Annotated in this window: 12 protein-coding genes; 7 read left to right on the forward strand and 5 right to left on the reverse strand. The window is 65.4% G+C overall.

Annotated elements, in window-relative coordinates; genetic code table 11:
• Positions 1-79 precede the first annotated feature (79 nt).
• From ACVMDN_RS37800 to ACVMDN_RS37810, 3 genes are read left to right on the forward strand one after another with little or no spacing between them, the layout of a single operon-like run.
• Positions 80-1,132 (forward strand): type III polyketide synthase, encoded by a 1,053-nt coding sequence (locus tag ACVMDN_RS37800; RefSeq protein WP_141339866.1) that lies wholly within the window; start codon positions 80-82, stop codon positions 1,130-1,132.
• Positions 1,129-1,641: an isoprenylcysteine carboxyl methyltransferase family protein gene (locus ACVMDN_RS37805; RefSeq protein WP_076833735.1), complete on the forward strand. Its 513-nt coding sequence runs from the start codon at positions 1,129-1,131 to the stop codon at positions 1,639-1,641. The genes ACVMDN_RS37800 and ACVMDN_RS37805 overlap by 4 nt, the downstream gene beginning before the upstream one ends.
• Positions 1,638-3,203 carry a DHA2 family efflux MFS transporter permease subunit gene (locus ACVMDN_RS37810; protein WP_371852181.1) on the forward strand — a complete coding sequence of 522 codons (1,566 nt, stop codon included), beginning with the start codon at positions 1,638-1,640 and terminating at the stop codon, positions 3,201-3,203. The genes ACVMDN_RS37805 and ACVMDN_RS37810 overlap by 4 nt, the downstream gene beginning before the upstream one ends.
• Here ACVMDN_RS37810 and ACVMDN_RS37815 read toward each other — a convergent pair.
• The 3 genes from ACVMDN_RS37815 to ACVMDN_RS37825 form a co-directional block, all read right to left on the reverse strand.
• Positions 3,200-3,952, reverse strand: coding sequence for a sulfate transporter family protein (locus ACVMDN_RS37815; RefSeq protein WP_057020368.1), 753 nt, complete (start codon positions 3,950-3,952; stop codon positions 3,200-3,202). The genes ACVMDN_RS37810 and ACVMDN_RS37815 overlap by 4 nt on opposite strands.
• Positions 3,953-4,056: 104 nt before the next feature.
• Complete coding sequence (locus ACVMDN_RS37820; RefSeq protein WP_076833736.1) at positions 4,057-5,469, reverse strand: MFS transporter; 1,413 nt, start codon at positions 5,467-5,469, stop codon at positions 4,057-4,059.
• A gap of 328 nt (positions 5,470-5,797) precedes the next feature.
• Positions 5,798-6,721 (reverse strand): LysR family transcriptional regulator, encoded by a 924-nt coding sequence (locus ACVMDN_RS37825; protein WP_076833738.1) that lies wholly within the window; start codon positions 6,719-6,721, stop codon positions 5,798-5,800.
• A 170-nt stretch (positions 6,722-6,891) separates the two neighbouring features.
• Here ACVMDN_RS37825 and ACVMDN_RS37830 point away from each other — a divergent pair, with 170 nt between their 5' ends.
• Together ACVMDN_RS37830 and ACVMDN_RS37835 are read left to right on the forward strand one after the other, a co-directional pair.
• Positions 6,892-8,061 carry a CaiB/BaiF CoA transferase family protein gene (locus tag ACVMDN_RS37830; RefSeq protein ID WP_076833740.1) on the forward strand — a complete coding sequence of 390 codons (1,170 nt, stop codon included), beginning with the start codon at positions 6,892-6,894 and terminating at the stop codon, positions 8,059-8,061.
• Positions 8,062-8,068: 7 nt separating this feature from the next.
• Positions 8,069-9,016, forward strand: a complete 948-nt coding sequence (locus ACVMDN_RS37835) for a hydroxymethylglutaryl-CoA lyase (protein ID WP_076833742.1) — start codon at positions 8,069-8,071, stop codon at positions 9,014-9,016.
• 110 nt (positions 9,017-9,126) lie between these two features.
• On the opposite strand, the gene nikR is transcribed toward ACVMDN_RS37835, so the two are convergent.
• Positions 9,127-9,564 carry a nickel-responsive transcriptional regulator NikR gene (gene nikR / locus ACVMDN_RS37840; RefSeq protein ID WP_076833744.1) on the reverse strand — a complete coding sequence of 146 codons (438 nt, stop codon included), beginning with the start codon at positions 9,562-9,564 and terminating at the stop codon, positions 9,127-9,129.
• Between the two features lie 147 nt (positions 9,565-9,711).
• On the opposite strand from nikR, the gene ACVMDN_RS37845 reads away from it, so the two are divergent.
• A complete protein-coding gene (locus tag ACVMDN_RS37845) occupies positions 9,712-11,916 on the forward strand; it encodes a TonB-dependent receptor (RefSeq protein WP_244558981.1) in 2,205 nt (734 codons plus the stop codon).
• 3 nt (positions 11,917-11,919) lie between these two features.
• Here the strand turns inward: ACVMDN_RS37845 and ACVMDN_RS37850 are convergent, their stop codons facing one another.
• The gene (locus ACVMDN_RS37850) at positions 11,920-12,801 is read right to left on the reverse strand and encodes a YiiX/YebB-like N1pC/P60 family cysteine hydrolase (protein WP_057020373.1); all 882 of its coding nucleotides are present in this window, start codon (positions 12,799-12,801) and stop codon (positions 11,920-11,922) included.
• A 199-nt stretch (positions 12,802-13,000) separates the two neighbouring features.
• Between ACVMDN_RS37850 and ACVMDN_RS37855 the strand changes: the two genes are divergently transcribed.
• Positions 13,001-14,410 (forward strand): flavin monoamine oxidase family protein, encoded by a 1,410-nt coding sequence (locus ACVMDN_RS37855; protein ID WP_076833746.1) that lies wholly within the window; start codon positions 13,001-13,003, stop codon positions 14,408-14,410.
• Positions 14,411-14,485 lie beyond the last annotated feature (75 nt).

The raw sequence follows: 14,485 nt of genomic DNA on the forward strand, positions 1-14,485 counted from the left end.
GCGATGTCGCAGGCGTGTTGAAATATTTTGCTCATCGCGCGGTTCCAAGAGCGGGGGAAATGGAGCCATGATGATCGAGATAAAGCAGACGGCCGCGCTTGTTTCCCTGGCGACGGCGGTTCCACCGCATCTATTCCATCAGGGACAGGTCCTGCAGGCCGCGCGCAATCTCCTCGCCGATCGCTATGCCGAATTCGAGACGCTCTCCAGCCTGTTCGCCAACACCGGCATCCAGCATCGCTACGGCGTCAAGCCGATCGAATGGTATCTCGAACGGCGCGGCTGGCCGGAGCGAACGCTGGCGTTCCTGGAGGGCGCGGAGACGCTGTACGTCGACGTGGCCCGCAAGGCGATTGCGCGCGCCGACCTGACCGGCGGGGACATCGATATCGTGGTCACGGTGTGCTCGACGGGTATAGCCACGCCGACGCTGGAGGCGCGCGTCGCCGGCAAGCTCGGTCTGCGGACGGATGTGTCGCGCGTGCCGGTGTTCGGCCTGGGCTGCGCGGGCGGCGTGTCGGGCCTGTCGATCGCGGCGCGGCTGGCCGAAGCGCGGCCGGGAGCGAACGTGCTGCTGGTTGCGCTCGAACTCTGCACGCTCGCGGTCCGGCACGACGAGCTCACCAAGGCAAATATCGTTGCGGCCAGCCTGTTCGGCGATGGCGCGGCCGCGATCGTGCTGCGTGCCGGCGACGGTGGCGCGACGCGGATCGAGGCGATGGGCGAAAAGCTGTGGCCGGATACGCTCGACATCATGGGCTGGACGGTCGATCCGGAAGGATTCGGCGTGGTCTTTCAGCGAACCATTCCGGATTTCGTCCGCGACCATGTTGGACCAGCCGTCGCCGAAATCCTGGCGCGGATGCAGCTGACCGCCGATGACATCGACCGCTTCCTCTGCCATCCCGGCGGCGCCAAGGTCATCGCCGCGCTGGAGCGGGCACTCGCGCTCGATCAGGGCACGCTCGATCACGAACGCGACGTCATCGCGGCTTGCGGCAACATGTCGGGCCCGACGGTTCTCTTTGTTCTCGAACGAGCCGGCGCCAAGGGATTGCCGCCGCGCTCGCTGCTCACGGCGCTCGGGCCGGGCTTCACGCTCAGCTGCGTTGCGCTCAGGCACGCGGCGTGAGCTTCGCGTCGGTCATCCTCTTGCTGGTCACGCTGCAGCGTCTCGGCGAGCTCGTGCTGTCACGTCGCAACACCGAGCGGCTTCTCGCACGAGGCGCGGTCGAGGTCGGCGCCAATCACTACCCGCTCATTGTCCTGGTTCACGCCGGCTGGCTGACCGCGCTGTGGATCTGGGGCCGCGACCAGGACGTCAATCTGGCCGCGCTGGCGGGTTTCCTGGTGCTGCAAGGCTTGCGGATATGGATCCTCGTCGCGCTGGGGCCGCGATGGACCACGCGAATCGTCGTGCTGCCGGGCGCGCCGCTGATCGCATCCGGGCCGTACCGATATTTCCCGCATCCAAACTACGCCGTCGTGGTCGGTGAAATCGCACTTCTTCCCCTCGCGCTCCACCTGCCGCGATTGGCGCTGATCTTTACCCTCCTCAATCTCGCGGTGCTTGCGGTCCGGATTCGGATCGAGAACCGCGCGCTCTCCGTCTCCGATTGGCCGCGCACAAGCACGCCATGAGCAAGGCGGATCACCGAACCGACGGCCCATCGGCTGCGACCTGGACCGGCTTTCTCCTGATGTGCTTCGGCATGTTCATGGCGATTCTCGACATCCAGGTCGTCGCAACCTCGTTGCCGACGATCCAGCGCGCGCTAGCGATCTCGCCGGCGGCGATGAGCTGGATCCAGACCGCCTATCTGATCGCGGAGGTGATCGCGATCCCGCTGACCGGCCTCTTCACGCATGCGCTGTCGTTGCGATGGCTGTTCGCGCTTGCGGTGAGCCTGTTCACTGCCGCCTCGGTCGGCTGCGCCCTCAGCGGCGGCTTTGCCGCGCTGCTGGCGTTTCGCGTGCTGCAGGGATTTTCCGGCGGCGTGCTGATCCCCGCAGTGTTCTCCGCCGTGTTCACGCTGTTCCCGGCGCGGCTTCATCCGGTGGCCACCACGATCGGCGGCGTCGTCGCGGTGCTCGCGCCGACCGTCGGACCCGTCGTCGGCGGCTGGATCACGCAGACCTGGTCGTGGCCATGGCTGTTCCTGATCAATCTGGTTCCGGGAACGGTGGCGGCCTCGGTCACGCCGTTGCTGCTTCCGAGGGAAGGCGTGCAGCTTCGGGCGTTCTCCAGACTGGATAAATGGTCGCTTGTCCTGCTCGCAGCGACGCTCGCAAGCTTCATGATTGGTCTGAAGGAAGCGCCGCAACGCGGTTGGGCGTCGATGCCTGGTCTCGGCCTGCTGATCGGAAGCATTGCCGGGATGGCATTGCTGATCCGGCGCACGCTCCGCGCGGTGGATCCGATCGCGCAATTGACGCTTTTCAAGCGGCGTCCGTTCGCGATCGGTTGCGCACTGAGCTTTTGCCTCGGCATTGGCCTGTATGGATCGACCTATCTGATGCCGGTATTCCTCGGTTTCGTCCGCCGCCATGACGCCTTCGAGATCGGCACGATCATGCTGGTCACGGGGGTTGCGCAGCTCGCCGCCGCGCCGCTTGCGGCGATCCTCGAAAGCCGCGTCGGCGCGCGGCGGCTGACCGGCGCGGGCTTCGCCTTGTTCGCGCTCGGCCTCGGCTGGAGCGCCATTCAGCCGCGCACGGCGGATTTTGGCGAGATGTTCTGGCCGCAGGTCGTGCGTGGCGTCGCGATCATGTTCTGCCTGCTACCGCCGACGCGCATTGCGCTGGGCGCCCTGCCGGAGGCGGACATTGCCGACGCCAGCGGACTGTTCAATCTGATGCGCAATCTGGGCGGCGCGATCGGGATCGCCCTGATCGATACCATCCTCTATGGGCGAAGCCCGATCTATGGCGAGGATTTCCGCCTGCGCCTGCTGGCGGGGGATGTCACTGCGGCGCAGGCGATCGGGCTCGATCCGAAGTTGCTGATCGACCGGCCGCCGGGTCTGCCGGACGACGCCACGGTGGCATTCATCCGGCCGTTGGTCGAACGGGCGTCGCTCGCACTCACCGTGAACGAAGCATGGGCGATGCTCGCCTGCGTGGCGATCGTCGGACTGCTGCTCGTGCCCTTCGCAAGCGATCGGGTGCCGGCATCGCTGCCCGAGCTTCCGGATACCACCTAGACCGAGGACACGTTGGTTCGCCGCGCCGGTTCGATCAACTCGCGCCGCGGGCCCGACAGCCGCTTGTACATGTGCACCATGAAGGCCATGCCGAACAGCGGCGTCGCCAGATTGACGATCGGGATCGAGACGAAGGCAGCGATGAACAGGCCCGCGGTAAAGACCGTCGCCGCGTTCTCCTTGCGCATCGCCTTGGCGTCATCAGGCGAGCGGAACCGCATCGCCGCAAGCTCGAAATACTCGCGGCCGAGCAGCCAGGCGGTCGCGAGGAAGAAGATGATGAAGCCCGCGCCCGCGAACAGCACGAACGGCAGCGCGACCAGATAGACCAGGATCGTCAGCAGCGCGGTCTTGACGCCCTCGATCGTCGCGAGCGTCACCGGCAGCGCCACGCCGGGATGGTCGGCCGGATAATGCTCGCGCTCGACATGGTCGGCGACGTCGTCGACAAACAGGCTCGCCACCAGCGAGGTGATCGCCGGCATCAGGAAGATGCCGCCGAGCACGACGCCAAGGCCCGCCGAGATCGAGACGATCCAGGACAGCACGTGCAGCGTGGAATGGAAATTGGGGCCGAGCATGCCTTCGGCCCAGACCTCTCCATAGTCGGCAAACCAGCTCAGCAGCCGCTGCAATCCGATCGCCAGCACGGTGATCAGCACCAGCGCAAGCCCGATCGAGCGCCACAGGATCGAGCGCATCGGCGGCGACAGGATTTGCGAAAGCGCCTTGACGGCGGCGGCTAACATGACTGGGTTACCTCTGCACAAATGACCCGCGAGAGGTAGACACCCAATATGGCTTCGGCAAGTGCCGTTTGTGCCGCGGCGAGAGCGTTTTCGAGCGAAATGCTCTAGGCGTCGAGCGGCCTGCCGCGGACGTTCGGTCCCCAGACACCGATGGCAATGATCACGATGACCATCGCCGCGGTGATCAGGCCGAACACGCCGCCGACGCCGGCCTCCTTCAGCATGAACGCCACGATGAAGCCGGAGAAGGTCGCGCTGAGCCGGCTCATCGAATAGACGAGGCCCGCGGCGCGCGCCCGGATCGCGGTCGGGAACACCTCGGTCTGGTAGGCGTGATAGGCGTAGGACAGCGTCATGTTGGCCCCCGTCACCAGCACGCCGCTGGCGATCAGCAGCACCGGCTCGGTGAGCTGCGAGAAGGCGAGACCGAACACCGAGATCGCGGTGGCCGCGCCGCAGATGATCCATTTGCGCTCGAAGCGGTCGGCGAAGGTTGCGGCCAAGAGCGGCGCGAGCGGATAGGCGAAGGCGATGATGAAGGAATATTGCAGGCTCTTGGTGACGTTGATGCCCTTCTGCACCAAGAGCGCCGGAACCCAGTTGGAGAAGCCGTAGACGCCGAATGCCTGGCAGAGATTGAAGATCATGAACAGCACGACGAGCGAGGCGTAGGGCGGCCTGAACAGGTCGGCATAGCCGGTCTCGGCCGGCGCACCTGCCGGCGCCATCGCTGCCGTCGCGGTCGGGCGCGGCGCCGCCGTCGGCGATGCGGCTTCGAGCGTCCGCATGATTGTCTCGGCCTCGGCAGCGCGGCCATGGCGGGCCAGCCAGAGCGGGCTTTCCGGAACGTAGAGCCGCAGCACCCAGATGATCATGCTGGCGGCGGCGCCGATCAGCACGACCCAGCGCCAGCCGTCGATGCCGTGCGGCGAGAGCGGCACCAGCCACCACGCGAGTGCCGCGACGATCGGCACCGCCGACAGCATGACCGCCTGGTTGATCGCAAACGCCCGGCCGCGCATCCAGCTCGGCACCAACTCGGTGATGTAGGCGTCGATGGTGATGACCTCGATGCCGATCCCGATCCCGGCGATGAAGCGCCACAGCAGCAGGCCGCCGGGTGTGGTCTGGCACGCCATGATCACGGATGCGGCGCTGTAGAACAGCAGCGACCAGGTGAAGACCGCCTTGCGCCCGAAGCGATCGGCGAGGAAGCCGAGGCAGAACGTGCCGACGAACAGGCCGGCGAAGGTCGCCGCGACGAAGGCGCCGATCCCGGAGAAGCCGAAGAACGCCTGCGTCGTCGTGGTCATCAATCCGCTGCGGGCAAGGCCCGGCGCGATATAGCCGGTAAAGAACAGGTCGTAGATTTCGAAGCAGCCGCCGAGCGAGAGTAGAATCACCAGCCGCCAGACGTAGCCGGACGTGGGCAGCGCCTCGAGCCGTCGCGAAATCTGGTCGGGTCCGCTTGTCGTGGTGGCGAGATCGGCGACCGAGCCGAGTTCGACGGCGCTCATGATGGTCCTCCCCGAATGGTGCAACGGCCGCCCTTCTTGCGAAGGCGTGCCGGTCGCGCATGTTTGGCAGCCGGGAGCCAGAAATCCAGACGAACATATCGAAGGAATCGTTCGATATTTTCGAACTCAGGGGGGAGGGTTGCATTGATTCACCTTTCAAACGGCTTGTTCAACTGTCGCCCCTGCGAAAGCAGGAACCCATACTCCGCGGCGGGTGTCGTGAAAGGGACTCGTCGTCCCACTGGTGCGCAACTTTGCGGTTCGGTGGTTATGGGTCACTGCTTTCGCAGGGACGACACTGAACCTGTGCAACCACTGGGTCATACATTCAGATCAGCAGCGTCGCCTCCCAGGCGCCGCGGCCCACTTGGTCTGCGATCAGGGCGCGGATCAGGCGGCACATCTCCTCCATGACGTAAGTCATTGGGCGGTTGCGCAAGCGGCAAAGATAGAGCGTGCGGGTCAGTTTTGGTTCGATGACTTCGCGCGCGACCAGCGATCGTGCCTTCAATGGCTCGCTGACGAAATGCGTCGTCGCGATCGTGCAGCCCAAGCCCGCGGTCAGCGCGCCGATCATGCCGCTGGTCGAGTTGAGATGCATGATCGCATTGGCCTCGAGCCGCTTCAGCAGCACGGGATCATCCAGCAGCGCGCGCGCCGATAGTCCGTACCGCAACAGGATCAGGGGCAGCCGCGTCACCTCCTCGAAGGTGATTGGCGTTTTCTTCCCGATCAGCTTCTCGGTGCCGACGCAGAACATCTGTTCCTCCAGCACCGGCTCGGCGACCAAGTCCTTTTCCGACGGCGGATTGTAGACCAGCGCGAGGTCGACCTCGGAACTCAGCAGATGCAGCAGCGTCGCGCCGGAGAGACTCTCGGTCAGCGACAGCTTCAGGTTCGGATATTTCGTCAGCACGGTGCGCATCAGCGGCACGCCGATCGCCTTCATCCCGGAATTGGCCATGCCGATCGAGATATCGCCGGCGATCACGCTGGCGCCTTCCTTGATCTCGCGCTCGGCCGCCGCCATCGCGCGCAGGATGATGCGGGCATGTTCATAGAGCCGCTCGCCCGCCGCGGTCGGTTCCATGCCGCGTGGCTTGCGCTCGAACAGCGGCGTGGCGAATTCAGCTTCCAGATTAGCGATGTGGTGGCTGAGCGCGGATTGCGCGACGTTGGCCTGATCCGCCGCCCGCGACAGGTTGCGCTGCTCGTAAACCGCGATGAAATAGCGAAGCTGGCGCGAATCCATGAGGGTTCAGCGTTCTAGAACCACGAATACTCTATTCGACAGATTATATTTTTCAGATAGCGTGCGGAAGCCTAACCTGCGCCGATCACAAAGCGTTTTCGAGCGAAGCGGATACCGGTTCGCGTGAAGAAACGCGTCAGAACAAGAGCGCAACGAGCACGGAGAAACCGATGACCGGGAACGGACTGCCGCTGGAAGGCGTGAGGGTCGTCGAGATGACCCACATGGTGATGGGGCCGACCTGCGGCATGATCCTGGCGCAACTCGGCGCCGAGGTGATCAAGGTCGAACCGCCCGCTGGCGACAAGACCCGTTCGCTCGGCGGCATGGGAGTGTCGTTCTTCCCGCTGTTCAACCGCGGCAAGCGCAGCGTGGTGCTCGACTTCGCCAAGTCCGAGGACCGCGACACGATGCACCGGCTGCTTGCCAGCGCCGACGTGTTCCTGGAGAATTTTCGCGACGGCCAGCTCGACAAGCAGGGGCTCGGCGCCGAGGAGCTTCGCCAAAAATATCCGCAGCTGATCATCGCCGGCCACAAGGGCTTTCTGTCCGGTCCCTATGATCATCGGCCGGCGCTCGACGAGGTCGTGCAGATGATGTCGGGGCTCGCGGCGATGACCGGCACGCGCGACAAGCCGCAGCGCGTCGGCTCCTCCGCCAACGACATCATGGGCGGCATGTTCGGGGTGATCTCGATCCTCGCCGCGCTCTATCAGAAGCGTGGCGGCGACAGGAGCGGCGCTGACATCCGCATCGGCCTGTTCGAGAACTGCCTGTTCCTGGTCGCCCAGCACATGGTCGAGTACGAGATGACCGGACGCAAGCCGCGCTCGATGCCGGAACGCGAGCATGCCTGGCCGATCTACGACATCTTCGATACCGCCGGCGGCGATCGCATCTTCATCGGCGTCGTCACCGAAGGTCATTGGCAGAGCTTCTGCCGCGAGTTCGGCCTCACGGAATTCGCCGACGATCCGACGCTGCGCTCGACCACGGACCGCATCATGGCGCGCGACCGGATCATTCCGCGCGTTGCCGCGGTGATCAAGGATTGGAACGTGGCGGACCTCTCGGCGAGGCTCGACGCGCTTAACATCTGCTTCTCGCCGATCAACCGGCCGGAGGATCTGCTCGGGGATCCGCATGTGCTGCGTCCCGGCGGGCTGGTCAACAACGTGAACGCCGACGGCAAGCCGTTCCGCGTCCCCGCGCTGCCGCTCGAATGGAACGGCCGCAATATCGGCGAAGGTCTGAAGGTGCCGGTGCTCGGCGCCGATACCGAAGCGGTGCGCGCCGAGCTCACACAACAGACGATTTCATCAACCGGAAACGCTGCATGAGGCTGACATGACCCGTGTCCACGATATCTATCCGAGCGACAAGGTGAGCCTGCGAGAGGTCGGCCTGCGCGACGGGCTGCAACTCGTGAAGACGTTCCCGTCGACCGCGGCGAAACAGCGCTGGGTGCGCGATGAATACGCCGCCGGCGTACGGCATTTCGAGGTTGGCTCGTTCCTGCCGGCCAAGACCTTCCCGCAATTCGTCGATGTCCGCGACGTGGTCGCCTCCATCGCCGCGCTGCCCGGGGCGCACGGCGTCGCGCTGGCGCTGAACGAGCGCGGCGTCAACGAGGCGCTGGCCACCGGCGTTGCCGAGATCGCCTCGGTGGTATCGGCGACCGAGGAGCACAGCCAGGCCAACGCCAACCGCTCGCGCGAATCCGCGATCGGGAACATCAAGCGGCTTTGCGAGCTGCGCGATGCCAGCGCGCACAAGCCGCTGGTCAATGCCGCGATCTCGATGGCACTGGGCTGCTCGATCGTCGGTCCCGTCGATCCGAACGAGGTGCTGCGCCTCACCGAGAAGCTCTACGAGGTCGGCGTCGACATGGTCGCGATTGCGGACACGGTGGGTTATGCCGGGCCGAAGCAGGTCGGCGAGCTGACGCGGGGCGCGGTGAAGATCGCGGGATCGAAGCCGGTCTGCGTGCATCTGCACGACACCCGCGGCATGGGCATCGCGAATGCTTCCGCCGCGCTCGATGAGGGCGCCCGCGTGCTCGACGGCTCGCTCGGCGGCCTCGGCGGCTGCCCGTTCGCGCCGGGCGCCACCGGCAATGTCGTGTTCGAGGACCTCGTCTTTCTCTGCGAGAGCAAGGGATTTCCGACCGGCATCGATCTCGATCGCCTGGTCGAGGTGCGCGCGATCCTGAAATCGGAGATGCCGAACGAGGCGCTCTATGGCGGTCTCGCCCGCGCCGGCCTGCCGCGCGGCACCAAGGCGAGGGCGGCGTAGCGTATTCATTGCGTAGCCCGGATGGAGCGAAGCGAAATCCGGGGCCTCGCCCGCAGACGGAGCTTCCCGGATTTCGCTGCGCTCCATCCGGGCTACGAGACGACACGCTCTCAATCGTGCCCGTGCCCCCGCTTGCGCGGCTTCTTGTCCGGGGCGGTCGGGATCATCACCACGCGGCCGTAACGCACGCCGCGTTCGGCGATGACGTGATCGGCGAGATGGCGGACCTCGCTGCTGGCACCCTTCAGCGCCGTCACCTCCATGCAGCTGTCGTCGTCGAGATGCACATGCAGCGTCGCCAGCGACAGGTCGTGATGGCCGTGGAAATTCTGCACCAGCCGCTTCGACAAATCGCGCGCGGCGTGGTCGTAGACATAGACCAGCGCCGCGACGCATTGCCCTGACGGCGCCTCTTCCGCGCTCTGCTGCAAGCCGGCGCGTGCGAGATCGCGGATGATCTCGGAGCGGTTCTGATAGCCGCGCGCCTCGGCGGCGGCGTCGATCTCCGCGAGCAGGTCATCCTCGATGGTGATGGTGATGCGTTGCATGGATTATCCGTGGTGGCTCGATTGCCTGGCGGTATGACATTTTTCTTGTAACGTCATACTGTGCTTGCTAGCGTCGCTTTGCCGAGGTTGGTTGGACTGGTGCGGTCGTCGCGTGACTGTAACAGGTATCATGCGGGGGCATGGGCGTTGCGTCGTACTGCATGGCGGATATTTCCCGCCGCCGCGTCCATTGCAGCATTTGCGCCGGCCGCCGAAGCGCAGGCGGTCGCCACCGTGCCCGGCCAGTTGCCGCCGGTGACGGTAACGTCGCCGGACCAGGCGCCACCCAGGCACGCCAGACCGTCCCGGCGTCCGCGCCATGTCGCCAGCGGCGGCCGCAAGCCTGCCGCGCTCCAACCAAGTCAACCCACCGCTGCGAGCGACGGAATCACCGGCGGCTCGGCGACCGTGTCCGCGTCCGATCTGCAACCGACCGCCGCCAGCGCGCGGCAGATTAGCGGCGACGAGGTGAATGCGCGGCCGATCTCGCGCGTCGGCGAAGTTCTGGAGGTGGTGCCGGGTCTGATCGTCACTCAGCATTCCGGCGAGGGCAAAGCCAATCAATATTTTCTGCGCGGCTTCAATCTCGATCACGGCACTGACCTCGCCATCACCGTCGACGGCATGCCGGTCAACATGCCGACCCATGGTCATGGCCAGGGCTATGCCGACATCAATTTCCTGATCCCGGAGCTGATCCGGTCGATGGATGTCCGCAAGGGTCCATACTACGCGGACAAGGGCGACTTCGCTTCCGCCGGCGCGGTCGACATCAATTATCTGAACGCACTGCCGAAGAACATCGCCGAGCTGACGGTTGGCAGCTTCGGCTATCTGCGCGCGATGACAGCCAGCTCGGCCAAGGCCGGCGATGGCACGCTGCTCGCAGCCTTCGAGGCCAACAAATACAATGGCCCGTGGGACGTGCCCGACGACATTCGCAAGCTCAACGGCGTACTGCGCTATAGCCAGGGTACCGCGACCGACGGCTTCTCGCTGACCGCGATGGCCTATTCCAATGGCTGGAATTCGACCGACCAGGTCGCGCAACGTGCGATCGACCAGGGCCTGATCGGCCGTTATGGCACGCTCGATCCGACCGATGGCGGCACCGCCAGCCGCTTCAGCCTGTCCGGCAACTGGGCGCAGTCCAGCGACTACGGGCAGAGCAAGCTCAACGCCTATGTGATCCGCTCGTCGCTGCAGCTTGACAACAACTTCACCTATTTCCTCGACGACCCCGTCAACGGTGACCAGTTCAGCCAGACCGACAGGCGCACCGTCTATGGCCTCGACGCCAGCCATGCTTTCGACCTTCGTTTCGCCGGCGTCGATACGCAGACCCGGGTCGGCGTGCAGACCCGCTACGACGACATCAATGTCGGTCTGTTCAAGACCGTGCAGCGCGAGATCCTGTCCAGCGTGCGCAACGACCAGGTGCAGGAGGGTAGCGTCGCGCTGTGGGCCGATACCACCGCGCGCTGGACCGACTGGCTGCGCACCACGGTCGGCATCCGCGAGGATTATTTTGCCGGCCATGTGCTGAGCGACACGCCGCAGAATTCCGGCAACGCCCAGGCGGCGATGACGAGCCCGAAGGCCGGCATCGTGCTCGGCCCCTGGTCCAGGACCGAGTTCTACGGCAATGCCGGCTTCGGCTTGCATTCCAACGACATCAGGGGCGCGACCATCACCGTCGATCCCAATGACAAGGTGACGCCGCTCGAGCGCGTGCCGCTGCTGGTGCGCTCGAAGGGCGCCGAACTCGGCATCCGCACCAGGGCGATCGACGGCCTCACCTCGTCGCTCGCCGTGTTCGTGCTCGATTTCGATTCCGAGCTGCTGTTCGTCGGCGATGCCGGCACCACCGAGCCGAGCCGGCCGAGCCGGCGCGTCGGCGTCGAGTGGACCAACCAGTACAAGCTCTTGCCGTGGGTGAGCCTCGATTTCGACCTCGCCTATACCCGCGCCCGCTTCACGGATGTCGATCCGGCCGGCAATTTCATTCCGGGTGCGCCGGCCTGGGTCGCCAGCGGCGGCGTCACCTTCGGCCGCGAGACCGGCTGGTTCGGCAGCCTGCGCGCCCGCTATTTCGGCCCGCGCCCGCTGATCGAGGATGACAGCGTGCGCTCGCTGTCGTCATTCATCGTCAACGCCCGCGCCGGCTACAAATTCGACAACGGGATGCGGCTGCAGCTCGACGTCCTCAATCTCTTCAACGCGCAAACCAACCAGATCGAATACTACTATCTGTCGCGGCTGCCGGGCGAGCCGATCGATGGCGTCGCCGACCGCCATGTGCATCCTGCCGAGCCGCTTGCCGTTCGGCTGACGCTTGCGGCAACGTTCTGATCGTCACACCGGCGCGCGACCTTCCGCGGTCATTTCCGCAGCCGGAAGCGCCGTCTCTTCGTCAGTCGCTTCAGGAACAAGCGGCGGCGACTTACGTTCTGGAAACACACCGAATTCGCCCGCCACCTCCTGGAGCGGCTTCTGCTTGTCGGCCCAGTGCAGGGCCGTATAGTCGAAACCGTGCACGATGGTGGGTTTGACGACTTCGAAATAGGGCGAGATGTCGAAATCGCGAGGCATGTAGAGCGAAGAATCGCGGATATGCAGGATCTCGCGGCGCGCCTTGCGGCTGGCGGCGCGCGTGATCTTGGGCAGGATCGGATAGCGCACGGCGTCGAACGCCTGCGCGATCAGCGCCGAGCAGATGATCTTGGTCGGATCGCCGGAGCCGAACGCGATCATGCGGCGGCGCCAGCGCTGCGGGATCGGCAGCGGAAACAGATAGCGCGCGAGATCGACGATGTTCTTGGTGTCGTAGCCGAAGCCGATGCGGTTGATGGCGTAGCGGCACACCGTGGTGCGGTCCTCGAACGACAGTCCGACCGGACGGCAGAGGCGGGTGTGGTAGGCGAGATATTTCGACAGCGGCGCGGAGGTCACGCCTTCGCCGATATTGGCCTCGATCAGCACATGCTGTTCGCCGTCAGGCTCGAACGCGCCGTCGATCGGCCCGACAAACAGCGCGGCGTGCGACCAGGTCGACTGCGTGAGGTATTTGATGATGCCGGAAATCCGGTTGTTGCCTTCGACCAGCAGCACGTCGCCGGGCTGCATGATGCTCCGCAGATGGTCCGGGTCGCTCGGCGTGAACGGCTCGTAACCGGGGACTTCCTTCTGCAGGTACCCCGCGATCCATTTACCGACGGTATCGAGCATTACGCCCATGGATTTCCCCCAGCGGTTCTATGACCGCTTGTGTTTCACTTAATCATGGTCGCAAGCTGTTGCAATTTAGTTCATGCCATCGGCGGATCAATCATGATTGATTTACCGTGATGGTTGCTGCGGTCGGTGAGATGCGGCACAGTTCGCGAAGCGTTCCCGTTCTCCGCAAGTCCCCGGAAACCATGCCAGAAGCTATGTCATGACCGTGACCCGCCGCGATTTCCTGTCGGCGTCCGCAGCCTTCGCGCTGGTGCCTGCGCTGGGCGGCCGGGTGCTTGCGGCGCCGCCGCCGCGCGAGGCCGACATCGTCGTGATCGGCGCAGGGGCCGCAGGCATTGCCGCGGCGCGACGGATCGTTGCCGCCAACCGCAAGGTGATCGTGGTGGAGGCGGCGGGCCAGGTCGGCGGTCGCTGCCAGACCGATGCATCGACATTCGGCGTGCCGTTCGACCGCGGCGCGCGCTGGATGCACAATCCCGAGACCAATCCGATGATCCGGCTGGCCCGCTCCGCGGGCCTCGACATCGTCACGGCGCCTGCGGGGCAGAAGATTCGCATCGGCCGGCGCTATGCCCGCCCCGGCGAGACCGAGGAGTTTTTGGCGGCGCTGGTGCGCGCCAATCGCGCCATCGACGACGCTGGGCGCAAGGCCGATATCGCCTGCGCCGCTGCGATGCCGAAGGATCTCGGCGATTGGGCCGGCACCGCGGAATTCCTGCTCGGGCCCAATTTCTGCGGCAAGGATCTGAAGGATCTCTCCGCCGTCGACAAGGTGCGCGCGCAGGATCGCAACACCGCGATCGCTTGCCGGCAGGGGCTCGGCGCGCTGATCGCAAAGCTCGGCGAAGGACTGCCGCTGGCGCTGTCGACGCCGGCGCAGCGTATCCTGTGGAGCAATCGCGACGTCATGGTCGAGACGCCCTCCGGCAAGATCACCGCGCGCGCCGCCATCGTCACGGTGTCGAGCAACGTGCTCGCGAGCGGCAATATCAAATTCGCGCCGGAGCTTCCGAAGCGCGCGCTCGATGCCGCCGCCAAGCTCAGCCTCGGCAGCTACGATCGCATCGCGCTGCAGATCCCCGGCAATCCGCTCGGACTGTCGCGCGATGACGTCATCATCGAGCAGAGCAATTCGACCAAGACGGCGCTGCTCTACGGCAATATTGCAGGCTCCTCGCTGTGTACGATCGACGTCGCAGGCTCGTTCGGCCGCGACCTGTCGGCGCAGGGCGAGCAGGCGATGTCGGCTTTCGCAGTGGGATGGCTGACCAAGCTCTATGGCAGCGAGGTCGGCGCCGCCGTGAAGAAGACCAGCGCGACGCGCTGGAATGCGCAGCCCTTCATTATGGGCGCGATGTCGGCTGCTGCACCCGGCGCACAATTCTCGCGCCGAATCCTGGCCGAGCCGATCGGCGCGATGTATCTCGCGGGCGAGGCCACCCATGAGACGCTGTGGGGCACCATCGACGGCGCCTGGGACAGCGGCGAGCGCGCCGCCGACGCCGCGCTGCGCAGGATCGGCGGGGCGAAGGAAGCGACACCGGCGCCCGCAGCGCCCGCCGCAAAACACAAGCGCCGCACGTCGCCTCGCTCCGGGGCGATGAATTGACGGTCGGGTGAGGTGACGGTTGAGCGCGGCCGGCCTTACCGTCGTGTGTGCGATGATTTGATTTGGTGGCGAGTG

Source organism: Bradyrhizobium sp. USDA 4510, from assembly GCF_054059095.1.